This window comes from Nocardioides sp. Root151 (assembly GCF_001427925.1).
Taxonomy (GTDB): Bacteria; Actinomycetota; Actinomycetes; order Propionibacteriales; family Nocardioidaceae; genus Nocardioides.
In genome coordinates this window covers 1,526,385-1,550,781 of record NZ_LMGG01000001.1, presented here as the reverse complement: position 1 = coordinate 1,550,781, position 24,397 = coordinate 1,526,385, and the positions used below count along the sequence as shown (strand labels likewise).

Genomic DNA, 24,397 nt, shown 5'->3' with positions numbered 1-24,397 from the left:
CCTGTGCGCCGTGTCCAGCCCTGAACGCGCCACCGGTCGACGGGTCGCCGAGCGTCCCCCTTCCCGGATGTCGCGCATGGGACAGCGGTTCCAGAAGCCCGCGTCCGCGCCCTCGGGGCGGCTCCGGTCCACCACGATCGCGCTCGCGGTGGCTGCGGTGCTGGCCTCGGTCGCGGCCGCACTGTGCTCGGTGCTCGGCTTCGGCCCCGACTGGCTGGACCAGGCCGCGGCCGTGACGATCTCGACGGTCTACGCGGTGGCGTTGGCGGCCCGCACCGGGGGTCGACCGTTCATCTTCGGCGCACTCGCGTTGGCGATGGGCCTGACCACCGTGATCTCCGACATGGAGCGGATGCGCACCGGTGCCGCCGTACTCACCGCCGTGATCTCGAGTGTGCTCGCGGTGATGGCCACCGTGCCCGCCCGCAAGTTCCGCCTCGCCGCCCGTGAGGTCTGCGTGACCGTGGTGGTCGGCTGCGTCGGCTCCCTCGGTGTCGTGGGCTTCCGGCCGACGGTGTCCCTCGAGCGCTACGACTACGTCTCCCTGGCCCTCGCCTTCATGCTCGTCGTCGTGCTGGTCTACCGCCTCGGCGCCGGGCTGCACGGCCTCGGCCGCCGCGGGCTGATCGTCGTGGCGGTTGGCACCGTCGCCCTCACCGTGGCCCTGGCGTACGCCGAGCTGATCCGGCGCTACGGCTCCGAGGAGTTCGTCGACGACATCCTCGACGGAGTCCGCTGGATGCGCGCCAACCTCGGTGCCGTGCCCCGACCGATCCAGGTGCTGGTGGGCGTCCCGGCACTGGTCTACGGCACCCACCTGCGGGCCCGTCGGCGCCAGGGCTGGTGGATCTGCGCGTTCGGCGTGGGCTCGACCTGCTCGGTCTCCGGCATCCTGATCAACCCGATGACCGGCTGGCTCGAGGCCGCCCTGATCATCGTCTACTCCACGATCCTGGGCCTCGGCCTCGGGTACGTCGTGATCCGCGTCGACCTCGCGCTGACCGGACCGCGAGGCAGTCGCGCCCGACGCGCGGAGGAGCAGACCGCCTCGCGTCCGGAGTCGAGCCGCTTCCGCCCCCTCCGCTGACACTCCGCGTGTAACGCGGCGTCCATGACACTTCGCCCCCCGCCAGCAGGTGTCGAAGAGTCCACAGGGGCGCTGTAGTCGCGCCGTACTGCGGCCAGTAGGTTCGCGGGCATGACACGCGAGCAGGCAACCGACGTCGTGGCGGAGATGGTGGCGAACGTGATGTCCGTCGAGGTCGCGGTCGGTGACGCGGTGGCCACCGGCGACACACTGCTGATGCTGGAGTCGATGAAGATGGAGATCCCGGTGCTCGCCGAGAAGGACGGCACGGTGACCAACGTGCGCGTCACCTCGGGTGACGTGGTGCAGGAGGGCGACATCCTGGTCACCCTGCTCGACGCGCCCTGACCCGGCCGAACTCACCGTCCGAACTGACCGGCCGAACTGAAGACGGCCGAACTGACGCCCGGCACGATCGACTCGGTCAGGACAACTGGCAGAGGGGGCGGGATTCGAACCCGCGGTAGGTCTCCCTACGACCGCTTTCAAGGCGGTTCCGATAGGCCACTCCGGCACCCCTCCGTGCCCTCTCCGGGGAGAGTGCACGGGGAAGTCTAACCGGGCGGCTGCCGGCTACTCCGAGCCCCCGAGCTCGAGCTCGACCTCGTCGTAGGCCAGGTCGTGGAGGCGCTGCCGGTGGTGGCTGATGTCGGCGACGACCCGGCGCAGCTCCTCACGCACTGCGGAGACGTCGGCCGCCTCGAGAACGGCCGGTCCGAGCGCGGACAGTCTGGTCATCAGCACCGTGCGCTCACGCAGCACGCTGCCCTCACGCGCGACCAGCCACCCGTCGGCGGCCTGGGCCGACTCCAGCGAGAGTCCGTCGCGTACGGCGGCCAGGCGTTGCCGGACCGTCCAACGCCAGTTCCCGAGAGCGGTGCCGTTGGTCACCGGAGCATCGAGCATCTGGGCAAGCGCCGCGAGCGCGTGCTGCACCTGGTCTCTCATGCGGACCTCCCGGGAGTCATTGCATCGAGTGTGACCTGCATCACGCGTCCAGACAAGACCGGATTCGGCCACCCCCGGCGCGTCGGGGAGAATCGTGCCCGTGTCGTCCGACTATCGCCTCGCTCCGCTCCTCGCCGCCCGAATGTTGGGCCTTGCCCTGCTCGTCCTCGGGGGCCTGGTCTTCGTCGCCACGGCGGTCGTGGTGCTGTTCTCCGCCCCGATCGCCCTGCTCACCGCGGCCGTGGTCGTCTGCGTCGTCGGCATCTTCGGCTTCGGCTGGGTGTTGAACCGCAGGGCCTGGATCGTCCGCCTGACCGGTGACGGCTACCGGGTCCGCTTCGTGCGCGGTGCCGGCGTCCGGCAGGCCCGATGGCTCGACGTCGAGCAGGTCGTCACCGACACCATCGCCGGGTCGCCGTGCGTCGTGCTGCGCCTGCGCAGCGGCGGTGCGACGACGATCCCCGTCGAGGTGCTGGCCGTCGACCGGGAGCAGTTCGTCCGCGAGCTGCAGGACCACCTCGACGGTCGCCCCGGCGCGCGCCGCTGACACCGGGGCCACCCGATTCTGTGCCTGCGCGCCTCTTTGGGTACCCTAGGCGCGCATCTTGGAGGCGTCGCCTAGTCCGGTCTATGGCGCCCGCCTGCTAAGCGGGTTTGGGGCTACAACCCCATCGAGGGTTCAAATCCCTCCGCCTCCGCGTTGTGATGTCCCGCGGCACCGTCGAAGGTGCCGCGGGACATCTGTGTCCGCGCACCATGACCGTCTCGATCGATGCAGGTCATCCCCCATTTTCGGGAGTCGCGGGCATGGTCACAGTGGGTAACATTTGCAAGTAGTTGCAATGCCGATTTGTGCAGTTCCATTTGGTGGAGTTCTGCAATGGGGTGGCGCACACTGGTTGTGCGGGGTACATGTGAATAGAAGTGGGGACAATCGACATGAAGACTTTCGTCCGTCGAGTCGCGGCCACGGTGCTGACGACAGGACTGCTTCTCGGGGTAGGCAGTTTCGGGGCGCAGGCGCAGGCCTTGGACGACACCGGCTGGGGCCACATCGCCTCGACCAACACAGACAACAGCGAGTAGCCGCACGACGAGGACAACAACAAAAGACCTGAGACGAGGACCAACCAACCCCCCACATGTTCGGTCCCTGAGCCATCCCCCCGGCTCGTCTCAGAGCGAGGGCAACAACCACGGTTGTTGCCCTCGCCGCTATTTCAGGACCTCTTGCGTCGGGAGTCGCGGGCTTCCTGCTGGCCCATGCGGTACCCGAGCTGGTAGCGGGTCTGCGCGTCGTAGGCCTCCTTCAGCTCCGCCACGTAGCCGGCGTACGTGCGGGGGCTGACCCCGAGCCGCTTGGCGCAGGTGGCGTCGGAGTGGCCCTCCTTGAGCATGCGGATGGCCATCGCCCGCTGCTCGTCGGCAATGCCCTTCACCACGCCCGCCTCGCTGCTGCTGAAGGGGCGGCCGCGGTTCCAGAAGCGTTCGAAGATGTCGACGAGGTAAGCGACCATGTCGACGTCGCGAATCGCCAGGGCGACGTCGAGGTCGTCACCGGCCGGGATGATCGCGACCTCGCGGTCGACCACGATCAGCCGGTTGAAGAACTCGTCGAGGGTGCGCACCTCGCCGCCGGCACCGGTGACCCGGTCGACGTACGCCCGCGCACCGCGGCTGCGACGGGCCGCGTGCTGGTAGATCGTGCGCATGGAGACGCCGCGCTGCAACGCGGCGACGTCGCGGTTGCCCGCGGCCTTCTGGGCAGCGAGTGAGTGGCCGGTCTGCGGCTGGGCGGTGAGCAGCTCGGTCTGGGCGCTGGGTACGACGTCCGCGAGGAACCGGTCGATCTGGTCACCGCGCAACCGTGTGATCGGTCCGTCGACCGTCGAGGGTGAACGCCGGTAGGCCTGGCTGAGGCTGCTGAAGGCCTGGGCCCAGCGGCTGGACTCGGCGATCATCTGCGCACCCTGCTGGCCCAGTGGCGCCACGATCGCGGCCTGGGCCGAGTGGGGGTCGACCACGACGTAGCGGGTGCCCTCGAGGCTCAGCAGTCCGAGCTCGATCAGGAGGTCGGTGGCTGCCCGGTCGCGCGACAGCACGGGGTCGTCGACGGGGACTCCGCCCGCTGCGGCGACGTCCTCGAACAACCTGCTCGCCGCGGACTCGAAGAGCTCACGACGCTGCTGGCCAGTCTGTTGTTCCAAGACACGCCCTCCACTCGATGCCTGGGACCGATTATGCCGGAGTTCGGGCAGAGGACGCAGGACGGCCCCGGACTCGCGATGAGTCCGGGGCCGTCCTTGAGGTGCTGGTGAGGTCAGGCCTCTTCGTTCTCCAGGTCGGCGGCCACGCGGCGGTGGGCCTCCCAGATCGCCTCAGGCATGTTGTCGAACTGCTTGAGGTGCTCCTCGCGGTTGGCCATCTCTTCCTGCCAACGCGCCTTGTCGATCGACAGGATCGTCTTGAGGTCCTCGGGCTTGGTGTTCATGCCCTCGAGCTGGAGCTCCTCCTCGAGCGGGATGATGCCGACCGCGGTCTGGCGACCCTTCACCTCGCCGTTCTTGAGCTGCAGGAGCCACAGGAGCGGACGCAGGTTGTCGCGGTAGCCGTTCCACAGGAAGTGGCCGTCCTGCGGGTCACGCTGGAACCAGTTGACGTGCGCGAAGATCGGCTGCTCCTTGGCGGCACCGACGATGTCGAGGTAGTGCTGCGCGTAGTCGCCCTCGCCGTACGCCATGAACGGGCGGTTGGACATCGGGTCGTAGCGGAGCACGCCCTCCTTGCCCTCGGCCGCGGCGGTCGCCTCGGCACCCAGGGTGAGGCCGTCGTAGACGCCCTCGGCGAGGTCGGTGATCGCGCGGATCAGCGGCTCGCGGTCACGGGTGCGGCCACCGAAGATGATCGCGTCGATCGGGACGCCGGCCGCGGCGTTGTAGTCCTTCGCGATGTTCGGGACGTTGTCGAGCGTCGTGGTGAAGCGGCTGTTGGGGTGCGCCCACGGGGACGAGTCGCTGTCCTTGCGGTCGGCGATCGGCGAGCCGGTCCAGTCGAGCCAGCCGTGCACGTCCTCGGGGTGGCTGGGCGTGCGGCCCTCCCACCAGACCTCCTGCGTGTTCGGGTTGTAGGCGACATTCGTGAAGATCGTGCCGGTGCCCGGGTCGACCGAGTGCAGCGCCGTGGGGTTGGTGTTCTCGTTGGTGTCCTTGGCGACACCGAAGACACCGAACTCCGGGTTCATCCCGTAGAGCTTGCCGTCCTCCTCGTTTACCCAGAGCCACGCGATGTCGTCACCGTAGAACGACACGTGGTAGCGCTCACCGAGGGAGTCGGGGGCCAGCATCATGGCGAGGTTGGTCTTGCCCGAGGCACTCGGGAAGCCACCACAGATGTGGTAGTCCTTGCCGGTCTCCTTGTCGTGGATCCCGATGAGCATGTACTGCTCGGCGAGGAACTTCTTGCTCGCCCAGCCGTCGTACGCGCCCTGGCGCAGGCCGTGGGCGATCTTGCCCAGGAGCGCGTTGCCGCCGTACGACGACCCGAAGTGCAGGATCGTGCGCTCGTCACCGACGGTGACGAAGTAGCGCTGGTCGGCGTCCGTGCCCTGGCCGAGGTTCTCCAGGTCGCCGGTCACGTGGACGGCGCGGACGAAGTCGTTGCCGGCGTCGTTGACGTGCTCGACACCGACGCGGGCCATGCGGATCATGTGAAGCACGACGGTGCGGGCGTCGGTCAGCTCGACACCACTGGCCCACTGGGCGAGGTCGTTGCCGGGAGGCGCCATCAGGTAGGGGATGACGTACATCGTCTTGCCGGCCGAGGCGCCGCGCATGCGGTCCTCGAGCAGTGGCTTCATCTCCGAGGCGGGCTTCCAGTTGTTGTAGACGCCGCGGTCCTTCTCGTCGTTGGTCGCGACGATGGTGCGCTCCTCGGAGCGCGCGGTGTCCTTGTGGTAGCTGCGCGAGTAGTAGCGCCCTTCGCCGGCCGGGAAGAGTTCGCCGGCGTCCAGCGCTTCCTGGATCAGGCGGGCGTCGTCTGCGGCGCTGACGACCTCGACGCGCTCTGCGCCGGTGAGCTCCGCGTAGTAACGGACATACTCACGAACGTCGGGGTTGGTGACCCCTGCCGCATCCAGTGTTGCCTCAACGTCTGCCATCGTGTGCCTTGACCCTCTCGGTGGAAGTGTCGGTTTCGGTGGGACTGCGTAAGTTCCACCCCGTGCATGCAGGGTTACACTAGTTGAAGAAGTTTGCAACTAATGTAGTGTTCATCTCCGGTGAGACCAAGGGAGGTGAAGATGACGACCAGTATCCCCATCAATCAGGCTAAGGCAGACCTCTTCCGCACCTTGGGACACCCCGTGCGGATCCGGGTCCTCGAGCTCCTCCAGGAGCGGCCCATGCCTGTGCGCGAGCTGCTCGCGGATCTGCAGGTCGAGTCCTCGAGCCTGTCGCAGCAGTTGGCCGTCCTCCGCAGGGCAGGACTGGTCACCTCGGCGCGCGAGGGCACGACGGTCGTCTACGCGATCAGCACCACCGACATCGCGGACCTCCTCAAGGCCGGACGTCGCATCCTCGAATCGGTCTGGAGCGACACCGAGGGACTGCTCGCCGAACTGCGAGAGGGCTCCTGATTTCGCCGAACCTCACCGGTTCGGCTATTCTCTTCCAGTCCTCGCGCTCGTCGGCGAGGATGAGCGCCTGTAGCTCAACGGATAGAGCATCTGACTACGGATCAGAAGGTTTGGGGTTCGAATCCCTACAGGCGCGCAGAGCGAGAAGGCCCCGACCAGTTGGTCGGGGCCTTCACGCATTTCAGGCGGGCTTCGTCGCGAGAGGGGTGACCACGATCGTGCAGGTGTCGAGCTCTGACACGGATTTCCGCGAAAGAGCGACCCGGATCGTGCAGGTGTCGAATCCGGGTCGCTCCGCAGAGATGAACCGCCGTGTCAGACCTCGACCTTGGACAGTGCGAGCCAGGTGTCGACGACGGTGTCCGGGTTCAGCGACATCGACTCGATGCCCTGCTTGAGCAGCCACTCGGCGAGGTCCGGGTGGTCACTCGGGCCCTGACCACAGATGCCGACGTACTTCCCGGCGGCCCGACAAGCCTTGATGGCGCGCTCGAGCATGAAGAGGACGGCGGGATCGCGCTCGTCGAAGGAGGCGGCGACGAGCGAGGAGTCGCGGTCCAGGCCCAGGGTCAGCTGGGTCATGTCGTTGGAGCCGATCGAGAAGCCGTCGAAGTGCTCGAGGAACTGGTCGGCCAGGATCGCGTTCGACGGGACCTCGCACATCATCACGACCTGGAGGCCGTTCTCACCGCGGACCAGGCCGTGCTCGCCCAGCAGCGAGATGACGCCCTCAGCCTCGGCGACGGTGCGCACGAAGGGGATCATGATCTTGACGTTGGTCAGGCCCATCTCGTCGCGCACGAACTTCAGTGCCTCGGCCTCCATCGCGAAGCACTCCGCGAAGTCCTCGGAGAGATACCGCGACGCGCCGCGGTAGCCGATCATCGGGTTCTCCTCGTGCGGCTCGTAGAGGTCGCCGCCGACGAGGTTGGCGTACTCGTTGGACTTGAAGTCGCTCATCCGGACGATCACCGGCTCCGGGGCGAACGCGGCGGCCAGCATCGAGATGCCCTCCGCGACCCGCTGCACGAAGAAGTCGCGGGGGGTGGCGTAGGCCTTGACCGTGTCGGAGATCTGCGAGCGCAGCGGTTCGTCGAGGGAGTCGAGGTCGAGCAGCGCCTTGGGGTGGATGCCGATCTGGCGGTTGATGATGAACTCGAGCCGGGCCAGGCCGACGCCGGCGTTGGGGAGCTGGGCGAAGGCGAACGCCTGCTCCGGGGTGCCGACGTTCATCATGATCTTGGTGGGGATCTCGGGCATCGACGACAGCTCGGTCTCCTCGATGCTGAAGTCGAGCGTGCCGTCGTACACCAGGCCGGTGTCGCCCTCGGCGCACGAGACGGTGACCTCGCGCCCGTCGGCCAGCTCGCGGGTGCCGTGTCCGGTGCCCACGACCGCGGGGATGCCGAGCTCGCGGGCGATGATCGCCGCGTGGCAGGTGCGCCCGCCGCGGTTGGTGACGATCGCCGAGGCCCGCTTCATGATCGGCTCCCAGTCGGGGTCGGTCATGTCGGCGACGAGCACCTCGCCCTCGACGAACTCGTGCATCTGGTCGATCGAGGTCATCACCCGCACGGCTCCGGCGCCGATCTTCTGGCCGATCGCGCGTCCCTCGACGACGACCGTGCCGTCCTTGGCGTTCATCCGGAACCGCTGCTGCACGCCGGCGCGCGACATCACCGTCTCGGGCCGGGCCTGGAGGATGTAGAGCTCACCGTCGAGGCCGTCCTTGCCCCACTCGATGTCCATCGGCCGGCCGTAGTGCTCCTCGATGGTCAGCGCGTGCCGGGCGAGCTGTTCGACCTCGGCGTCGGTCAGGCTCAGCAACCCGCGCTCGGCGGGGTCGGTGTCGACGAACTCGGTGGTCCGCCCGACCGCCGGGTCGTCGGTGTAGACCATCTTGGTGGCCTTGGAGCCGACGCCTCGCTTGAGCACCGCGGGACGGTCGGCGCGCAACGCGGGCTTGTAGACGTAGAACTCGTCCGGGTTGACCGCACCCTGCACGACCGCCTCGCCCAGGCCGTACGACGACGTCACGAACACGGCGTCGTCGAAGCCGGACTCGGTGTCCATCGTGAACATGACCCCGGAGGCGCCGATGTCGGAGCGCACCATCTGCTGCACGCCGGCCGACAGTGCGACGGCGTCGTGGTCGAAGTCGTGGTGCACGCGGTAGGCGATGGCGCGGTCGTTGTAGAGCGAGGCGAACACCTCGCGGATCGCCTGCAGCACGCCGTCGATGCCGACGATGTTGAGGAAGGTCTCCTGCTGGCCGGCGAAGGAAGCGTCGGGGAGGTCCTCGGCGGTCGCACTGGAGCGCACCGCGAAGGACACGTCGTCACGCCCGGCCACGAGCGCGTCGTACGCCGTACGGATGTCGGCCTCGAGGTCCTCCGGGAACGGTCGGCTCGCGACGGCCTCCCTCAGCGACCGGCCGACCTCGGCGAGGCGTTGCGTGTCGTCGGTGTCGAGCTCGCGGAGGGCCGCGGAGATCTCCTCGGCCAGGCCGGTGTCGCCGATGAAGCGCCGGAACGCGTCGGCGGTGGTCGCGAAGCCGTCGGGAACCTTGACGCCCAGTGCGGCGAGGTTGCTCACCATCTCGCCCAGGGACGAGTTCTTGCCGCCGACCTGTTCGAGGTCGCTGAGCCCCAGCTCGGCGAAGGGTCGGACGTTGGGGGACTCGCTCATCGTGTGCTCCTGGTGCGGGTGTTCCGGTTGCGGGAAAGCTCGGGGGCGTCGACTTCATCCTTCTTGAGCCGCTGCAGGATGATGGTCGAGATCTCCTCCACCGAGATGGTCGAGGAGTCGACCACCGGGAGTCGGTGTCGCGCGAACATCTCGGTGGTGCGGCGCAGCTCGAAGGTGCACTGCTCCAGCGAGGCGTACGTCGACCCGGGCCGACGCTCCTCTCGTACGGCGGCCAAGCGCTGGGGCGAGGTCGTCATCCCGAAGCAGCGCTCACGCAGGTGCCGCACCGGCTCGGGGAGCTCGATGGTCGCGAAGTCGTCCTCGACGATCGGGTAGTTGGCCACGAACAGGCCGTGCTGGAGCGCGAGGTACATCGACGTCGGCGTCTTGCCGCAGCGCGACGGCGCCAGCAGGATGACGTCGGCCTTCTCCAGGCCACGGACGCTCTGGCCGTCGTCGTGCTCGATCGTGTACTCGATCGCCTGCATGCGGCTGTTGTAGCGCTTGATGTCACCCAGACCGTGCAGCCGGGCGGGCAGCCGGGTGCCGCGGGTCTGCAGGATCGACTCGACCGCCTGCATGTGCATGTCGAAGAAGTCGATGACCGGACAGCGGGTGCGTTGCAGCTCCAGCCGCACCTCGTCGCTGGCGGCCGTGATGAACACCAGGGGCGTCCGGTCGTTCTCGTCCAGGGCCTGGTCGAGTCGCGCGACCACCTCGCGGGCCTCGTCGACGGAGGAGATGAACGGGATCACCGTGCGGTCGAAGCGCAGGTCGGGGAACTGGATCAGCAGGGCGTTGCCCATAGTCTCCGCGCTGATGCCCGTGCTGTCGGACAGGAAGAAGACCGGCACCACCCCGTCGTCGTCGTCGTTCACCCCGCGCGTCCCTTCCCGGCTCCTGGCGAGACCAGTGTCTCGGCGTGACCAGCATGGCGCACCCGGGCGTCGTACGGGCTGTCAGGGCCGTGGTGCGGACCGCGGATAATCGCTTGAGGTGTCGCGGCCGCTGCGCCACGGTGGGCTCATGTACCTGGAGAACCTCGTCATCGACGCCGTCGAACCGCAGCGGCTGGGCCGGTTCTGGGAGGCGGTGGTCGGCGGCGAGACGCTGACCGACGACCCGGAACACGGGTTCGAGACCCGGCTCAGCATCGAGGGCGGGCCGACCCTCGACCTCTGTTTCCAACCGGTGACCGGGCCGCCGGAGGCCTCGCCGAGGCTGCACCTCGACCTCGCCGGCGGCGTACGCCAGGGCGAGGAGGTCGACCGGTTGCTCGGACTGGGCGCGCGACACCTCGACATCGGCCAGGGCGACGAGCCCTGGGTGGTGCTCGCCGACCCGGAGGGCAACGCCCTGTGCGTGCTGGAGGATCGCGCGGAGTACGCCGACAGCGGTCCCGTCGCGAGCTTCGTGCTCCACTCCGCCGACCCCGACCGCGATGGGGAGTTCTGGGCCTGGCTGACCAGCTGGTCGGAGGTGACGGCCTCCGCGCCCCGGTCGCTGCGCCACCCTTCGCTGAAGGGCCCGCTGCTCGAGTTCTGCGCGGAGCCGGCTCCCAAGGGGGCTACGAAGAACCGGCTGCACCTCGACGTCCGACTCGAGCGAGGCGAGGACGCCGACGAGGTCGAGGCCCTCATCGCCGAGCACGGCGGCAGTCGACTGCGCCCGGAGTGGGGTGAGCTGCCGTGGCGTTCCTACCTCGACCCGTCGGGCAACGAGTTCTGCATCCTCCCGCCCCCTCAGGCGCAGCAGGCGGAGCCCTCGCCCTCGACGACCGCGGCCTTGCCGAACGACTCGCTGTCGGACAGCACGGTGTAGATCTCCCAGCGCTCGCCGTTCGGGGCGCCCTCGACCCAGAACTTGTCCTGCTTGGCGTAGCAGCAGGTGGTTCCGCGCTCCTCGACAGAGGCGAAGCCGGCCTCGGCCAGCCGGGTCTGCTCGGCGTCGACCGTGTCGGTGTCGGCGACCTCGACGCCGAGGTGGTTGATGGACCCGCCGTTGCCGGGGTTCTCGATGAGCACCAGCTTCAGTGGCGGCGAGGCCACGGCGAAGTTGGCGTAACCGGGCCTGCGCTTGGCCGGCTCGGTGCCGAAGAGCGTGCTGTAGAAGGCGATCGAGGCGTCGAGGTCGTCGACGTTGAGTGCCAGCTGGACGCGTGACATGAGCTTCTCCAATACATAGATGAATGTCGATGTCCCACCACCTTGCACCCAGATATCGACATCTGTCAATATAGATTCATGTCGAAGTCCTTGATCGAGCTGACGCCCGTGCAGACCGTGGCCTGCTGCTCGCCCCTGATGAAGGAGCCACTGACCGCCGACGCGGCCGAGCGGATCGCGCCACTGGTCAAGGCCCTGGCCGACCCGGTGCGCCTGCGGCTGCTGTCCCTGGTCGCCTCCCACGAAGGCGGCGAGGCCTGCGTGTGCGACCTCAACGACGCCTTCGACCTCTCCCAGCCGACGATCAGCCACCACCTCAAGGTGCTCCACGAGGTCGGCCTCCTCGACCGCAGCAAGCGCGGCGTCTGGGTCTACTACACGGTCCGGCCGGAGGCGCTGACCGACCTCGGCGCGCTCATCGGCGGTGTGGCCGGGTGACGCCGGATCTGACTCGGCGCGCGGTCGCAGAGTTCGTCGGTACGGCGTTCCTGGTGATGGCCGTGATCGGCTCCGGCATCGCCGCCTCACGTCTGTCGCCGAATGACGTCGGCCTCCAGCTCCTGGAGAACAGTCTGGTCACCGGTGCCGCACTGGTCGCGCTGATCCTCGCCCTGCAGCCGGTCTCGGCGGCGTTCAACCCCGTGGTGACCCTGGTCGAGCTCGTCCTCGGCGGCATCGGCCGCCTCGAGGCCGCCAGCACGATCGCCGCACAGCTGCTCGGCGGAATCGCCGGAGCCGTGCTGGCGAACCTGATGTTCGACCTCGACGCGATCTCGATCGCCGCCACGAGTCGTGACGGCGGCGGCCAGTGGCTGGCCGAGGTCGTCGCGACGTTCGGGCTGGTGCTGATCATCTTCGGTGCCGTGCGCACCGGTCGCGGTGACACCGTCGCGTACGCCGTGGGCGGCTACATCACCGCGGCGTACTGGTTCACCAGCTCGACCAGCTTCGCCAACCCGGCGGTCGCGGTGGCACGGATGTTCTCCGACACCTTCGCCGGCATCGCCCCGGCCGACGTGCCGATGTTCGTGCTCATGCAGCTGATCGGCGGCGCCCTGGCCCTCGGCCTGGTCCGCTACCTCATGCCCGGAAAGGCGCTTCCATGACAGGCAAGCCCACCGTCCTGTTCGTCTGCGTGCACAACGCCGGTCGCTCCCAGATGGCCGCCGGTTGGTTGCAGCACCTCGCCGGCGACCGGGTCGACGTGCTCTCGGCGGGTTCGGCGCCGGCGGACTCGATCAACCCGGCCGCGGTCGAGGCAATGGCCGAGGTCGGCGTCGACATCGCCGCCCAGCAGCCGAAGGTGCTCACCACCGAGGCGGTGCAGGTCTCTGACGTGGTGATCACGATGGGCTGCGGCGACGCGTGCCCGTTCTTCCCCGGCAAGCGATATGAGGACTGGGAGCTCGACGACCCGGCCGGCCGGGGAGTCGAGGCGGTGCGCCCGATCCGCGACGAGATCCGCACCCGCATCGAGGCCCTGATCGCCGAGATCGCCCCGAACGTCTAGATCGGTCCCTCCCGCCGGCACTCCCGTTCTGCCATGCTCGACGTGCCCGCACCACACGGCGCGAACCGGGGAGAGTCATGGTCACCACAGGGACCCAGGAGTCATCTTCGCTCGACCTGCGCGCGGTGGCGCGCCCGGCTCCCCGGCTGGTGCTGGCCAGCGCCGTCATGCTGTTCCTGGAGCTGGCGCTCATCCGTTGGCTCGGCGCGAACATCGTGCACCTGTCCTACTTCACGAACTTCGTGCTTCTCGGCTCGTTCCTCGGCATCGGGATCGGCTTCCTCATCTCACGCAAGTCCTGGTCGGTGCTGCCGTGGACGCCGGTGCTGCTCGCCGGCCTGGTGCTCGTCGTGCGTCACTACCCGGTCTCCATCGACCGGCAGGGCGCCGACGTCATCTTCTTCACCGCACTGAAGACCACCGGGCCTCCCGCCTGGCTGGTGCTGCCGATCGTCTTCCTCGTGGTTGCCGCCATCCTCGCCGGACCCGCCGAGGCGGTCGGCCGCTGTTTCGCCCAGCTGCCCCCGCTCACGTCGTACCGGTGGGACCTGGTCGGCTCACTGTGCGGGATCGTCGCGTTCTCGGTGCTCTCCCTGCTGCACGCCCCGTCGTACGTCTGGGGAAGCATCGTCGGCATCGCACTGCTCGTGCTGGTCGGCGGATGGCAGCGCTGGCTCGCGCTGCTGGCGGGGGTCGTTCTCGTGGCCACGCTGGTCGCCGAGTCCACCGCCGCGGGCGTCTCCTGGTCGCCTTACTACAAGGTCACGACGGAGTCCGTCGACGCACCCTCGGGCACCCGGGTCTACATCTCGGTGAACGGCGTGCCGCACCAGTCGATGTCCTCGGCCGACTGGAAGCTGAACCGCGCCTCGGAGATCTACGGCGCTCCCTACGAACGGCGCCAGCAGACGCCCCTGCGCGACGTGCTGGTCGTCGGCGCCGGATCCGGTTCCGACGTGGCGATCGCGCTCGAGAAGGGCGCGGAGCACGTGGACGCCGTCGACATCGATCCGCGGATCGTGGAGATCGGCGTGGACGGCAACCCCGACGGCGCCTACCAGGACCCGCGGGTGACCCGGCACATCAACGACGGCCGGGCGTTCCTCGAGCGCACCGACAAGAAGTACGACCTGATCCTGTTCGCGTTGCCCGACTCCCTGTCGCTGGTCAGCGGTGCCTCGCAGATCCGACTCGAGTCGTTCCTCTTCACCGAGGAGGCCTTGCGCTCCGCCCGCGATCACCTCACCGACGACGGTGTCTTCGCGATGTACAACTACTACCGTCAGGACTGGCTGATCGACCGGCTCGGCGGTACGGCGGCCGCGGCGTTCGGCCACGCGCCGTGCATCGACACCTACGGGGCGGCCACGGCGGTCGTCTCGGTCGCGAAGGACCCCTCCAACCAGAGGTGCGGGCCGGACAACCACGCGCTGCCGTCGTCGTACCTCGAGCCGGCCACCGACAACGCACCGTTCCTCTACTACGACGGCGGCATGATCCCGACGATCTACCTGTGGGCGCTCGGCGGGATCCTGCTCATCTCGCTCCTCCTGGTGCGGGCGTTCGGCGGCCCGCTGCGGGCGATGCGTCCCTACGCGGACCTGTTCTTCATGGGGGCCGCGTTCCTGCTGCTGGAGACCAAGAACATCGCCACCTTCGCGTTGTTGTTCGGCACCACCTGGTTCGTGAACGCGATGGTCTTCGCTGGCGTGCTGTTGATCGTGCTGGCGGCCGTGGAGACCACCCGCAGGTTCCGCACGCCGTCGTTGTCCGTGGTGTTCTCCCTGGTCGCCGTCTCGCTCGCGGTCGCCTGGGTGGTCCAGCCGAGCTGGCTGCTCGGACTGTCCTTCACCCCGCGACTGCTGGTGGCGGTGCTGCTGGCCTTCGCGCCGATCTACCTGGCCAACATCGCGTTCGCCAAACGGTTCGCCGAGTCCGGCGACTCCCAGGCGGCGTTCGGCGTGAACCTTCTCGGCGCGATCGTCGGCGGGTGTCTGGAGTACGCCGCGCTGCTCACCGGCTACCGCAACCTGCTGATCGTGGTGGGGGTGCTCTACCTCGCCGCGTTCCTGCTCAAGCCTCGCGCCACCGTGCCTGCGTGACGTGCGCCGCCGCTAGATTCACGGTGTGACCCGAGTCGACGAGCAGCCCACGCCGTACCTCGAGATCGACGCCGCGCGGATGGACTCGAACATCGCGCGGGTCGCCGCCAGTGCGGCCTCCCGCGGCGTGGCGGTGCGACCGCACGTGAAGACCCACAAGTGCGTCGAGATCGCCCGCCGCCAGATCGATGCAGGTGCGGCCGGCATCACCGTGGCCACGATCGGTGAGGCCGAGGTCTTCGTTGAGGCGGGGTGCGACGACGTGTTCGTGGCGTATCCGCTCTGGGTCTCCGAGGCCCAGGCCGCCCGCCTCCGTTCACTCGCCGAACGCGCCACGGTCAGCGTCGGTGTCGACTCCGCCGAGGCCGCCGCGCAGTTGGCGCTGGCCGGACCGCAACGCGTGCTGGTCGAGGTCGACAGCGGACATCACCGAACCGGCGTCGCCCCCGACTCCGCCGGCACGGTGGCGGCGGCAGCCCGCCAGGCCGGCCACGACGTGGTCGGCGTCTTCACCTTCCCGGGCCACAGCTACGCACCGGACCGTACGACGACCGCGGCGGCTGACGAGTCCGCGGCACTGGCCGCAGCGGCCGCCGCCCTCGAGGCCGTGGGGCTGCCTGCCCGCATCGTCAGCGGCGGCTCGACGCCGAGCCTGGCGGCCAGCCTCGAGGACGACTCGGCGGTCACCGAGCTGCGGCCCGGCGTCTACGTCTTCGGCGACGCCCAGCAGTGGGAGCTCGGCAGCTCCCGGCCCGACGACATCGCGCTGACCTGTGTCGCCACGGTGATCAGCCACGCCGGCGGTCGCGCCGTACTCGACGCGGGCAGCAAGGCGCTCGGTGCCGACCGTGCGGTGTACGCGACCGGCTTCGGCCGGCTGCTCGACCACCCCGAGGCGCGCATCATCGGGCTCTCCGAGCACCACGCGGTGGTCGAGATGGGCGGCCCGCTCCCGGTGCTCGGCAGTCGGGTCCGGGTGGTGCCGAACCATGCCTGCAACGCGGTGAACCTGGCCTACACCTTCACTGTGCTCGAGGACGGCGTACGACTGCAGTGGCGGGTCGACGCCCGCGGGCGGAACACGTGAACGGCGAGGCGTCACCCCGGTCCGGGCTCAGGCCTCGGGCGGGATCACGGCTCGCACGCGGGTGACGAACTCGCCGAAGTTGGCCATGAAGCCGCGCAGGAACTCCTCGGTCGCGGGATTGGTGACGTTGCCGTCGTCGTCCACGAGCCCGTCGGTGAACTGGATGTAGGCCTCGGGCGAGTTCATCTGCGGCGAGTCGCAGAAGCTCAGCACGCTGCGCAGGTTCTGCTGGGCGACCGCCGTTCCGATCGCGCCGACGGAGGCGCCGATGACCGCGGAGGGCTTGCGGGAGAACGAGTTCTTGCCGTACGGCCGGCTGGCCCAGTCGATGGCGTTCTTGAGGCTGCCGGGGATGTCGCGGTTGTACTCCGGGGTGACGAAAAGCATCGCGTCGACCCGGGACAGGTGATCCTTGAGGGCGCGAGCGGCCGGCGGGTAGTCGACGTCGAGGTCCCGGTTGTAGAGCGGCAGGTCCTTGATGACCACCTCCTCGAAGGTGAGGTTGTCGGGGGCGAGCTTGATCAGCGCCGTCGCCAGGCGGCGGTTGATCGAGTCCTTCGACAGGCTGCCGATCAGGTGTCCGACGGTGTGCACGGTCATCGCAGTCCTCCACATCAGTCATTGGTGCCGAGTGCGCCGTACCCACCATGGCGGGTGAGGCCGGTTGAGCACAACGCGTGTCGGGTTAGGCTCGACGCCATGTCTGCCATCGAACTGGGTGCCGCCAACTTCGAGACCACCGTGACCAGCAACGACATCGTGCTGGTCGACTTCTGGGCGTCGTGGTGCGGCCCGTGCCGCCAGTTCGCGCCGATCTACGAGGCGGCGGCCGAGAAGCACGCCGACATCGTCTTCGGCAGCATCAACACCGAGGAGGAGCAGCAGCTGGCCGCCGCGGCCCGGGTCACCTCGATCCCGACGCTGATGGCCTTCAAGCAGGGCCAGCTGGTCTTCTCCCAGCCCGGCGCACTCCCCGCCGAGGCGCTTGAGCAGGTCATCACCGCCGTGCGCGACCTCGACCTGTCAGCCGTCGAGGAAGAAGCCTGACCGCAGCGGGCGACCACGATCGTGCACGTGCATGGTTGTGACGTCGATGTGGCCGCATTTCGTGTCCAGACCATGCACCTGCACGATCCGGGTCGCAGCCCAGCGAGTGAGTCGGCCCGGCCCGCGGGGCTACTCGCTGGATGAAGGTGACGGCTCGACGGCGCCGCTGGGCTCGGGCTCGTCCGAAGCGGGTGCGTCGGAGCCGCCCGAGGTGCCGGTGTCGAAACCACAGACCTTGGCCTCGTAGTCGACCTGCTTGGTCAGCCGCGACTTGCCGGCCTCGTGTGCCTCGGCGACCGTGCCTTCATAGATCTTGCCGTCCTTCGACTCGCGGTTGACCGCGGGTACGTCGGCGCAGAGGTGAAAGACCTCACCGGACTTGGTCCAGTAGACGAGGTTCTCGCCGACGACGTCCTCGACCTGGTTGGTCTCCTCGGTGTACTGCTCGACAGAAGGCGAGTCCCATTCGATCCCGAACAGGGTGGCGACGGCCATCACAGCGATGCCGATGCCGCCGGCGATCGCCTTGTCCTTCTTGTCCATCGTGTCGTTGAGGAAGATCATCACGATCAGCGGGAGGAACGCGATCACCGTGATGATCGCGCCCAGCTGGTTCTGCACGAAGAACCGCACGGTGTCCTGGCGTGAGGCCGGATCGAGCCGGTTGGCCTTCTTCCAGAGGAACGAGCCACCCATGGCCAGGGCGCCGATCACCACGATGAGTGCGATCAGGAGCACCATGTTGACGTCGTCCTGGCGCAGCACGTAGAAGATGCCGAACATCTCTCCGGCGATCGCGAGCACCCACAGGGTCGCGGCGATGAGTCGGAACGTCGTGGCCTTCTTGTTCGCCTCGGGCGTCGGCTTCCAGGTAGGGCCGGGGTCCTCGACGTCGCCGCCACCGCCCGAGGGGCCGGCGCCGCCCTTGGGTGCCGGGGTCTTCTCGGCGCGGACGACCTTCTTGCCGGATCGAGACTTCTCGGTCATGTGGGTTGCTCCCGGAATGCGTAGCCCTGGCAGTGACGAGGGTCAGCATCCCATGACGGACACGAAGTGGGCTACAGGTCGAGGGCGCGGTTCACCCACGTCGAGGTGACCTCCATGCCGACCTTCTCGTAGAGGCCCAGTGCCCCGGTGCGCGAGTCGGTGCTGAGCTCCGAACGGGTGGCGCCGTGTTCCCGCGCGACGGTGAACGAGTCGGAGAGCAGTGCCTGCGCCAGGCCGCGGCCGCGAAGATCCTTGCGTACGGCGAGCTTCTCGATGAAAGCGCCGTACTCGCCGTCGATCACGAACGAGACCCCGACGACCGCGTCGGCCTCGTCGGCGACGACCCGGAGGTTCCACGGCTGGAAACCCGGTCGCTCCATCACCTTGGCAGCGAAGTCCTCGAACGGATCGCGTTCCCGCACCGACCACTCGAGGAATGCGTCCTCGACGACTGTCCAGACACAACGTGCCTCGTCGGCTCGCGCCTCGCGCAGGGTGAACCCCTCGGGCAGCGGCCTAGGCTCAATCGCCTTGCCCGGTGGGAGTTCCAGCCCCCACGACGTCCAGCGAACCCGGTAGCCGCGGGCCTCGAGCAGCCGGTCGCCCGGAGACCCCTGCGGCACTGGCATGCCCAGCAGCGGTGCACCGGCGCGGCGGGCGTGCTCCTCGAGCCACTCGGCGATGAACGTGCCGATGCCGCGGCCGTGGTACGCCGGGTCGACCGCCGCGTCGGCCCTGCTGCCGAGCGAGCGCTCGCCGTACCCGATCAGGCGGTCGCCGTCGAGGACGCCGATGGTGGAGGCGGCCAGGTCGAAGCTGGGGCGCTGCCAGTCGCTGACGATGTCGGCCTCCTCGATGGCGACCTCGCCGATGTCGGCCAGCTCCTCGGCGGCCATCAGCGCGGTCACGGCCGCTGCGTCGTCGAGGGCGAGGGGCCGGGTGGTCAGGCCTGCGAGGAGGGGCATGTCCCGATTGTCCGGTCAGGTCGCCCGGGGCGCACCTGGTTTTCAGGGACGACGAAACCGGCCGGCCCCAAGGGGACCGGCCGGCTGGCGCATCAACAATCCATGGTTCGAGGCGCAAGAACGCACGGTTCGCGCATCAAGAAGCCACGGTTCGTCAGGCGTTCTTGATCGCGGAGACGTCGAACTTGAGCTTGACCTTCTCGGAGACGAGCACGCCGCCGGTCTCGAGCGCGGCGTTCCAGGAGAGGCCCCAGTCCTTGCGGTTGACGGCGATCTCGCCCTCGAAGCCCACGCGGACGTTGCCGAACGGGTCCTGGGCGGAGCCGGTGAACTCGAACGGAACCGTGACGGGCTTGGTGACGTCCTTGATGGTGAGGTCGCCGGTGACGGCCCAGTCGTCGCCGTCCGCCTCGACCTTGGTGGTGGTGAACGTGATGGTCGGGAAGTTCTCCACGTCGAAGAAGTCGCCGGAGGCCAGGTGGCCGTCGCGGTCGGCGACACCGGTGTCGACGCTGTTCACGGCGATGGTCAGCTCGGCCTTCGAGGCGGCCGGGTTCGCGGCGTCGATCGTCGCGGTGCCCTCGAACTCCTTGAACGCACCGCGGACGGTCGTGACCATCGCGTGGCGAGCCTGGAAGCCGATGTAGGTGTGGGAGGCGTCGATGGTGTAGTCGCCCGAGATGTCAGCGAGGGCGCTGGTGCCGGCGTCGAAGACGGGCTCGGCGGTGGCGGTGGACTTGCTGCGGCTGAAGATGCTCATTGCGGGTCTGCTCCTGAAAGTTGAGGTGTTCGTGGCATTCATTGAACTTTCAACTACAGGTTAGGCGAGGTCATTCCCGAGTTGCACCCAATGTGGCGCGTGTCACATCACTGAGCGCTCGGTCCGCTCCAGGAGGAGTCGATCGCGCGAGCCACGTCGATCGTGCGCGCCGCCCGGAGTGCCGGCTTGTCGAGCTCGCGGGCGACGTACTTCGCCACGAAGCGCTGGATCTCGCCCTCGACCCCGGCCACCCTCTGCAGCAGCGAGGCGCGCAGGCCACCGGCCTTCAGCTCGAGCTCGACCTGCTCGGCCCGAGGAGGAACTGCCTCGATGAAGATGGTGCAGCCGTCCAGCGCTCGCGCGGTCAGCTCGAGCGGTACGACGAGGTGCGCGTCGAACCGGTGCGTGTCCAGCTGCAGGTCGATGGTAGGGTGCAGGTCGACCGGAAGGTCGACGCGGTAGCCGACCAGCTCGCCGGGGCGTGGGCTGGCCGTGGGACGGCCGATACGGCCCTTGGCGTCCACCTTGGCCAATCGGCCGGGCCCGACCCCGATGGGGCCGAACTCGATGGGCTCGCCGGCGAGGACGTCGACACCGGCCAGGATCCGGTCGGCGGTGACGGCGGCAACGAAGAACTGGCGGCCGAAGTCCTCGTAGGAGACGTACTCAGGTCGCGGCTCATCGGCGTCGCTCATGCCTCTGGACAGTAGTGATCGGGGCCCGAATTGCCCACCCCTGTTGGAAAAAGTCCGAGAAATTTGAAGACTCAACTTGCTTGAAACACGTGACCTGGGCCACCCGGGCGTCGTACAGTCGCCGGACGCTTGCACGAGCAAGCGCTCGGGCGGAAGGACTGAGTCGTGATCGAGATCCATGAACGCACCAGCTGCCGGTCCGTCGCGCTCGGGACGGCCGCGAAGCTCGTCGCCCGGCCCGCACTGCGCTGGTTCCCGGTGAACGGGCCGATCGCGCCCCTGCGCCACGCTCTCGACATCGGCGCCCGCATCGCCCCGCGCCACCGCGGCACGCGCGTGGAGAAGGTCACCGGCGACGGCTGGATCGGTGAGCTGGTCACGCCCCACGACGCACAGCCCGGGACAGCGGGCCTGGTCTACTTCCACGGCGGCGCCTTCGTGTTCTGCGGGCTCGCCACCCACCGACGCATCGTCGAGCACCTGGCCCTGCGCACCGGAGTCCCGGTGCTGTCGGTCGCCTACCGCCAGCACGACAAGGCCCTTGTCGACCAGAGCATCGCCGACGGCGTCGACGCCACGAACTGGATGATCCGGCGCGGCTTCGACGCCTCATCGATGGTGCTGGCCGGTGACTCCGCCGGGGGCCACCTCGCCTTCGCCGTGGCGATCGAGGCCACCGCGCAGGGAATCAGCCTCGGCGGTGTCGTCGGCCTGTCACCGTGGCTCGAGTTCGACAACACCGAGCGGCGCAACCACGTCAACGCCCGGCGCGACCACTACATCCCGGCCCGACGCCTCGACGCGATCACCCGCCTGGTCACCGGCAAGCCGATCCTCGACCCCGCCGCGTCGCCGGTGAACCGCGACCTCGCAGGACTGCCGCCGGCGCTGATCATCTGTGCCGCCGACGAGATCCTGCGCTACGACGCGGAGCTGATGACCGAGCGACTCCAGCGGGCCGGCGTGCCGGTGACGCTGCACATCTGGAACGGCCAGGTGCACGCGTTCCCGGTGTTGGGCGACCTGCTGCCCGAGAGCAGCGAGGCGATCGACCGGGTGGCCGGCTTCGTGCGCGACACGGTCGGCGGGCGCCGGCTGCGTGCGGTCGACGACCTCGCCGTCTGACCGGCGCGGAGCCACGCGGTCTACACGCTCGGCGCGGTCCACCCCGAGCGCTCGATGAACGCGAACTGGGCCGTCTTCTGCGGCATCTCGACCTGGGGTCCGAGACGGGCGCCGATCCGCGGCATCAGGCTCACCGAGGCGTTGTTGCGGGCATCGGGCTCCAGCACGATGCGCTGCACCCCGGGATCGCTGAAGACCCACCCGGGCAGGTGCGTGAACATCGCCTCCGAGAACCCGTCGGGTCGTTTCCCCGGGCCCATCAGCAGGTGCACGCCGACGTCGCCGGGCCGTCGGTCGTAGAACTCACCGATCTCGTCGACCGCCGGGTCGTAGGTCTGGAACAGCGCCCAGGGCTCGTCGTCCCAGCAGACGAGGTACGCCGCCAGGTGCGGCTGCTCCTGGATGTAGGTGTAGATGTCGATGACCTCGTCGAGCGGCCGCTCGAGCATGCCCCAGAACCTGGCCCGTTCCTCGGTGACCCAGCCGTGGAGCAGGGCACCGTCGGACTCGGGGTGCACCGGGCGGAGGGCGAGGCGGGCGTTCAGCGTGATCGTCACGAGTGCTCCTTGCGAAGGGTGTCCCAGTCGGTGGTGACCCGGAGAAGCGTCCCGTCGCGCCAGGCTTCGAACTGGTCGACCTGGTGCGGGTCTCCGGGGATGCCCGAGGCGCCGAGCGGGACGGCCCACCGGCTGTGGTCGCGGTCGGCGAGGTCCCAGACGTAGCGGGCGACGGGCCCCCGCACCGAGGTGTCGGTGCCGGGCAGCCAGCCCATTGCCGCGACGCACTCGGCGTCGCCGGGGAGCGGCTCGCCGGCCACCGGCACGACGTCGTCGTCCAGCCCGAACTGGGCCAGTCCGGTCAACGGCCCGAAGCCGTGGCGCTCGCCCCACGCCCGCGGGGTGGCGGTGGCGGACTCCTCGACGGCGGCCCGCACGAGTGCCGGCAGGTCGATGCCGATTCCCTCACCGTGGGCCAGCAGCTTGGTCAGGGACTGGCCGACGCGTCCGGGCAACCACAGCCACGGCACGTACATGTCGCCGTACACCGTGGCATCGGTCAGCCCGGCCAACGCCGGGTGGGCGCTGACAGCCAGCACGATCCGCTCGCGGACGTCGTTGAAGGCCGCTGCTCCGGCGCTGTCGACGGCCATCGCGAGATCCCAGGACCCCAGTGTGCGTTGAAGATCAGCGGCTTCCGGCGACAGGTCGGTGAGTGCGGCGACCGCGGCGAGGAGCGCGTCGCCACCGAGCTGGCGGACGTCGGTGAGTGGCTCGATCGCGCGTTCGGCAGACCAGGACTCCTCGGCGTCGAGGCGCGTGCCGATGCGGTCCGCGCGCCAGGACTCGGCGAAGTGACTGCTGATCGCGTCGTACGCCGGGGTGGTCCGCTCGTTCGCAGTGACCACGCGACCGTCGTTCCCGGGATCGACGACGGGCAGGTCGTCCACCCAGCCGGACCATGCGTGCCGGCCGTCGGAGGCCGGCACGATGCCGAACCGGTTGGCAAGGTCCCGCTGCGGCACCCGGCCGGCCACCCGGTGGCGTACGACGCCCGCGGAGTCGGCGATCACCCAGTTGTTGACCGGTTCGACCCAGTGCTCCAGGGCGGACTCGACGTCGGCGACCGTCTGGGAGCGCAGCAGGGGGAGCAGGGCACCGAAGCCCAGGTCGCCCAGCGCCCACGAGGCGGTGCGCAACGAGAGCGCGTCGGACTCGAAGACGATCGGTCCGCGCTCGGTGACCACGATCTCGACCGGCTCGGGCTCGTCGTCGAGGATGTCGAGGAACTCCTCGCGCACCTCGACCGGCTCCCAGCCGTCGGGGCCGAGTGCCACCAACCGGCCGTCGTGCACCTCGAGCTGCTCGGCGTACAGGTCCTGGTAGTCGGCCATCGCGTTGGTCAGGCCCCACGCCACCGAGCCGGCGTGGCCGAAGTGCTGGATGCCGGGCACGCCCGGGAAGCAGAAGCCGACCACGTCGAAGTCGGGACAGGCGAGGTGGGTCTGGAGGTAGACGTTGGGTGCCTCGAAGACCCGGTGCGGGTCGCCGGCGACGAGCGGAAGGCCGGTCGTGGTGCGGTCACCGGCCAGCGCGTAGGCGTTGCTGCCGGCCACCGTCGGCGGCTCCACCGAGAGGGCCCGCACCCCCGCCGGCCCGAGCGTGGTGGACACCCTGTGGCGCCAGAGCTTGGACGGGTAGGCGCCGAACTGGAGCTGCTGGACGAGGAAGACGCCGAGCGGCGTCCAGGGCATCCAGCGCCGGTCACGGAAGGCGACGTTGATGCCGTCGGTGAAGGCGACGAGGAAGTCGCGGGTCTCGTCGTCGACCGCGTCGTAGCCGCGCTGTGCGAGGTCATCGATGCCGGCCCGCCGGGAGAAGCGGTCCCACTCGAGTCCGGCCCGGCCGAGGTGGGCGGCCGTTCGCCCCTCGCTGCGGAGTCGTTCGAGCTCGAGCTGGCCGGCCCGGGCGGTGGCCATCTCGTGTCCCTGGGCGAAGGCGAGCTCCTCGAGCGAGTCGGCCCGGATGTGCGGGATGCCGTGTGCGTCGTGGATGACCTCGGAGCTCATTCGGTGTCCCTGTTCAAAGCGGAACGGAGTGA

25 protein-coding genes and 3 tRNA genes are annotated in these 24,397 nt (G+C 68.9%); 14 read left to right on the top strand and 14 right to left on the bottom strand.

Annotated elements, in window-relative coordinates:
- The first annotated feature begins 10 nt into the window (after positions 1-10).
- Both ASD66_RS07380 and ASD66_RS07375 read left to right on the top strand, forming a co-directional pair.
- Positions 11-1,087, top strand: coding sequence for a hypothetical protein (locus ASD66_RS07380; RefSeq protein WP_235529984.1), 1,077 nt, complete (start codon positions 11-13; stop codon positions 1,085-1,087).
- A gap of 111 nt (positions 1,088-1,198) precedes the next feature.
- Entirely contained in the window at positions 1,199-1,435 is a 237-nt protein-coding gene (locus ASD66_RS07375; RefSeq protein ID WP_056890440.1) for a biotin/lipoyl-binding carrier protein, read from the top strand.
- Positions 1,436-1,521: 86 nt separating this feature from the next.
- Here the strand turns inward: ASD66_RS07375 and ASD66_RS07370 are convergent.
- Positions 1,522-1,609 (bottom strand) — tRNA-Ser (locus tag ASD66_RS07370).
- A gap of 51 nt (positions 1,610-1,660) precedes the next feature.
- Entirely contained in the window at positions 1,661-2,035 is a 375-nt protein-coding gene (locus tag ASD66_RS07365; protein ID WP_056684551.1) for a hypothetical protein, read from the bottom strand.
- Between the two features lie 100 nt (positions 2,036-2,135).
- On the opposite strand from ASD66_RS07365, the gene ASD66_RS07360 reads away from it, so the two are divergent.
- Complete coding sequence (locus ASD66_RS07360; protein ID WP_235529983.1) at positions 2,136-2,582, top strand: hypothetical protein; 447 nt, start codon at positions 2,136-2,138, stop codon at positions 2,580-2,582.
- 60 nt (positions 2,583-2,642) lie between these two features.
- Positions 2,643-2,733, top strand: a tRNA-Ser gene (locus ASD66_RS07355).
- 522 nt (positions 2,734-3,255) lie between these two features.
- Here the strand turns inward: ASD66_RS07355 and ASD66_RS07350 are convergent.
- Complete coding sequence (locus ASD66_RS07350) at positions 3,256-4,242, bottom strand: hypothetical protein (RefSeq protein ID WP_056684554.1); 987 nt, start codon at positions 4,240-4,242, stop codon at positions 3,256-3,258.
- A gap of 113 nt (positions 4,243-4,355) precedes the next feature.
- A complete protein-coding gene (locus ASD66_RS07345; protein WP_056684557.1) occupies positions 4,356-6,191 on the bottom strand; it encodes a phosphoenolpyruvate carboxykinase (GTP) in 1,836 nt (611 codons plus the stop codon).
- Positions 6,192-6,332: 141 nt separating this feature from the next.
- On the opposite strand from ASD66_RS07345, the gene ASD66_RS07340 reads away from it, so the two are divergent.
- Both ASD66_RS07340 and ASD66_RS07335 read left to right on the top strand, forming a co-directional pair.
- Positions 6,333-6,668, top strand: a complete 336-nt coding sequence (locus tag ASD66_RS07340; RefSeq protein WP_056685258.1) for an ArsR/SmtB family transcription factor — start codon at positions 6,333-6,335, stop codon at positions 6,666-6,668.
- 63 nt (positions 6,669-6,731) lie between these two features.
- Positions 6,732-6,804: transfer RNA gene (locus tag ASD66_RS07335), tRNA-Arg, on the top strand.
- 179 nt (positions 6,805-6,983) lie between these two features.
- Here the strand turns inward: ASD66_RS07335 and ppsA are convergent.
- Together ppsA and ASD66_RS07325 are read right to left on the bottom strand one after the other, a co-directional pair.
- Positions 6,984-9,356, bottom strand: coding sequence for a phosphoenolpyruvate synthase (gene ppsA / locus ASD66_RS07330; protein WP_056890439.1), 2,373 nt, complete (start codon positions 9,354-9,356; stop codon positions 6,984-6,986).
- On the bottom strand, positions 9,353-10,234 hold the full coding sequence (locus tag ASD66_RS07325; protein WP_056684563.1) for a pyruvate, water dikinase regulatory protein: 882 nt from the start codon (positions 10,232-10,234) through the stop codon (positions 9,353-9,355). The genes ppsA and ASD66_RS07325 overlap by 4 nt, the downstream gene beginning before the upstream one ends.
- A gap of 148 nt (positions 10,235-10,382) precedes the next feature.
- Here ASD66_RS07325 and ASD66_RS07320 point away from each other — a divergent pair, with 148 nt between their 5' ends.
- Entirely contained in the window at positions 10,383-11,177 is a 795-nt protein-coding gene (locus ASD66_RS07320) for a VOC family protein (RefSeq protein ID WP_162254254.1), read from the top strand.
- On the opposite strand, the gene ASD66_RS07315 is transcribed toward ASD66_RS07320, so the two are convergent.
- Positions 11,099-11,521, bottom strand: a complete 423-nt coding sequence (locus tag ASD66_RS07315) for an ArsI/CadI family heavy metal resistance metalloenzyme (RefSeq protein WP_056890438.1) — start codon at positions 11,519-11,521, stop codon at positions 11,099-11,101. The genes ASD66_RS07320 and ASD66_RS07315 overlap by 79 nt on opposite strands.
- A gap of 78 nt (positions 11,522-11,599) precedes the next feature.
- On the opposite strand from ASD66_RS07315, the gene ASD66_RS07310 reads away from it, so the two are divergent.
- The 5 genes from ASD66_RS07310 (at position 11,600) to ASD66_RS07290 (ending at position 16,220) form a co-directional block, all read left to right on the top strand.
- Positions 11,600-11,959: an ArsR/SmtB family transcription factor gene (locus tag ASD66_RS07310; RefSeq protein ID WP_056684569.1), complete on the top strand. Its 360-nt coding sequence runs from the start codon at positions 11,600-11,602 to the stop codon at positions 11,957-11,959.
- A complete protein-coding gene (locus tag ASD66_RS07305; RefSeq protein ID WP_082599358.1) occupies positions 11,956-12,627 on the top strand; it encodes an aquaporin in 672 nt (223 codons plus the stop codon). Before ASD66_RS07310 ends, ASD66_RS07305 begins: the two co-directional genes overlap by 4 nt.
- Entirely contained in the window at positions 12,624-13,031 is a 408-nt protein-coding gene (locus ASD66_RS07300; RefSeq protein ID WP_056684572.1) for an arsenate reductase ArsC, read from the top strand. Before ASD66_RS07305 ends, ASD66_RS07300 begins: the two co-directional genes overlap by 4 nt.
- 77 nt (positions 13,032-13,108) lie before the next feature.
- A complete protein-coding gene (locus ASD66_RS07295; protein ID WP_056890437.1) occupies positions 13,109-15,133 on the top strand; it encodes a spermidine synthase in 2,025 nt (674 codons plus the stop codon).
- 25 nt (positions 15,134-15,158) lie between these two features.
- Positions 15,159-16,220 carry an alanine racemase gene (locus tag ASD66_RS07290; RefSeq protein WP_235529982.1) on the top strand — a complete coding sequence of 354 codons (1,062 nt, stop codon included), beginning with the start codon at positions 15,159-15,161 and terminating at the stop codon, positions 16,218-16,220.
- A gap of 27 nt (positions 16,221-16,247) precedes the next feature.
- Here ASD66_RS07290 and ASD66_RS07285 read toward each other — a convergent pair whose 3' ends face one another.
- Positions 16,248-16,820, bottom strand: a complete 573-nt coding sequence (locus ASD66_RS07285; protein WP_056684580.1) for an NADPH-dependent FMN reductase — start codon at positions 16,818-16,820, stop codon at positions 16,248-16,250.
- Positions 16,821-16,919: 99 nt separating this feature from the next.
- Here ASD66_RS07285 and trxA point away from each other — a divergent pair, with 99 nt between their 5' ends.
- A complete protein-coding gene (trxA, locus tag ASD66_RS07280) occupies positions 16,920-17,267 on the top strand; it encodes a thioredoxin (protein WP_056890435.1) in 348 nt (115 codons plus the stop codon).
- Positions 17,268-17,396: 129 nt separating this feature from the next.
- On the opposite strand, the gene ASD66_RS07275 is transcribed toward trxA, so the two are convergent.
- The 4 genes from ASD66_RS07275 to ASD66_RS07260 form a co-directional block, all read right to left on the bottom strand.
- Entirely contained in the window at positions 17,397-18,254 is an 858-nt protein-coding gene (locus tag ASD66_RS07275; RefSeq protein WP_056890434.1) for an ABC-2 transporter permease, read from the bottom strand.
- 71 nt (positions 18,255-18,325) lie between these two features.
- On the bottom strand, positions 18,326-19,219 hold the full coding sequence (locus ASD66_RS07270) for a GNAT family N-acetyltransferase (RefSeq protein ID WP_056890433.1): 894 nt from the start codon (positions 19,217-19,219) through the stop codon (positions 18,326-18,328).
- A gap of 154 nt (positions 19,220-19,373) precedes the next feature.
- Positions 19,374-19,979 carry a YceI family protein gene (locus tag ASD66_RS07265; RefSeq protein WP_056684592.1) on the bottom strand — a complete coding sequence of 202 codons (606 nt, stop codon included), beginning with the start codon at positions 19,977-19,979 and terminating at the stop codon, positions 19,374-19,376.
- A 107-nt stretch (positions 19,980-20,086) separates the two neighbouring features.
- Positions 20,087-20,674, bottom strand: coding sequence for a hypothetical protein (locus ASD66_RS07260; protein ID WP_056890432.1), 588 nt, complete (start codon positions 20,672-20,674; stop codon positions 20,087-20,089).
- Between the two features lie 165 nt (positions 20,675-20,839).
- On the opposite strand from ASD66_RS07260, the gene ASD66_RS07255 reads away from it, so the two are divergent.
- Positions 20,840-21,799: an alpha/beta hydrolase gene (locus tag ASD66_RS07255; protein WP_056890431.1), complete on the top strand. Its 960-nt coding sequence runs from the start codon at positions 20,840-20,842 to the stop codon at positions 21,797-21,799.
- A gap of 20 nt (positions 21,800-21,819) precedes the next feature.
- On the opposite strand, the gene ASD66_RS07250 is transcribed toward ASD66_RS07255, so the two are convergent.
- Together ASD66_RS07250 and ASD66_RS07245 are read right to left on the bottom strand one after the other, a co-directional pair.
- The gene (locus ASD66_RS07250; RefSeq protein ID WP_056890430.1) at positions 21,820-22,356 is read right to left on the bottom strand and encodes a GNAT family N-acetyltransferase; all 537 of its coding nucleotides are present in this window, start codon (positions 22,354-22,356) and stop codon (positions 21,820-21,822) included.
- The gene (locus ASD66_RS07245) at positions 22,353-24,365 is read right to left on the bottom strand and encodes a penicillin acylase family protein (protein ID WP_056890429.1); all 2,013 of its coding nucleotides are present in this window, start codon (positions 24,363-24,365) and stop codon (positions 22,353-22,355) included. The genes ASD66_RS07250 and ASD66_RS07245 overlap by 4 nt, the downstream gene beginning before the upstream one ends.
- Between the last annotated feature and the right edge of the window lie 32 nt (positions 24,366-24,397).

Coding starts and splice junctions, on each gene's coding strand:
- ASD66_RS07375 (WP_056890440.1), top strand. CDS start 1,199: ATGACACGCGAGCAGGCAACCGACGTCGTGGCGGAGATGGTGGCGAAC.
- ASD66_RS07365 (WP_056684551.1), bottom strand. CDS start 2,035: ATGAGAGACCAGGTGCAGCACGCGCTCGCGGCGCTTGCCCAGATGCTC.
- ASD66_RS07345 (WP_056684557.1), bottom strand. CDS start 6,191: ATGGCAGACGTTGAGGCAACACTGGATGCGGCAGGGGTCACCAACCCC.
- ASD66_RS07340 (WP_056685258.1), top strand. CDS start 6,333: ATGACGACCAGTATCCCCATCAATCAGGCTAAGGCAGACCTCTTCCGC.
- ppsA (WP_056890439.1), bottom strand. CDS start 9,356: ATGAGCGAGTCCCCCAACGTCCGACCCTTCGCCGAGCTGGGGCTCAGC.
- ASD66_RS07320 (WP_162254254.1), top strand. CDS start 10,383: ATGTACCTGGAGAACCTCGTCATCGACGCCGTCGAACCGCAGCGGCTG.
- ASD66_RS07315 (WP_056890438.1), bottom strand. CDS start 11,521: ATGTCACGCGTCCAGCTGGCACTCAACGTCGACGACCTCGACGCCTCG.
- ASD66_RS07310 (WP_056684569.1), top strand. CDS start 11,600: ATGTCGAAGTCCTTGATCGAGCTGACGCCCGTGCAGACCGTGGCCTGC.
- ASD66_RS07300 (WP_056684572.1), top strand. CDS start 12,624: ATGACAGGCAAGCCCACCGTCCTGTTCGTCTGCGTGCACAACGCCGGT.
- ASD66_RS07295 (WP_056890437.1), top strand. CDS start 13,109: ATGGTCACCACAGGGACCCAGGAGTCATCTTCGCTCGACCTGCGCGCG.
- ASD66_RS07285 (WP_056684580.1), bottom strand. CDS start 16,820: ATGACCGTGCACACCGTCGGACACCTGATCGGCAGCCTGTCGAAGGAC.
- trxA (WP_056890435.1), top strand. CDS start 16,920: ATGTCTGCCATCGAACTGGGTGCCGCCAACTTCGAGACCACCGTGACC.
- ASD66_RS07275 (WP_056890434.1), bottom strand. CDS start 18,254: ATGACCGAGAAGTCTCGATCCGGCAAGAAGGTCGTCCGCGCCGAGAAG.
- ASD66_RS07270 (WP_056890433.1), bottom strand. CDS start 19,219: ATGCCCCTCCTCGCAGGCCTGACCACCCGGCCCCTCGCCCTCGACGAC.
- ASD66_RS07265 (WP_056684592.1), bottom strand. CDS start 19,979: ATGAGCATCTTCAGCCGCAGCAAGTCCACCGCCACCGCCGAGCCCGTC.
- ASD66_RS07260 (WP_056890432.1), bottom strand. CDS start 20,674: ATGAGCGACGCCGATGAGCCGCGACCTGAGTACGTCTCCTACGAGGAC.
- ASD66_RS07245 (WP_056890429.1), bottom strand. CDS start 24,365: ATGAGCTCCGAGGTCATCCACGACGCACACGGCATCCCGCACATCCGG.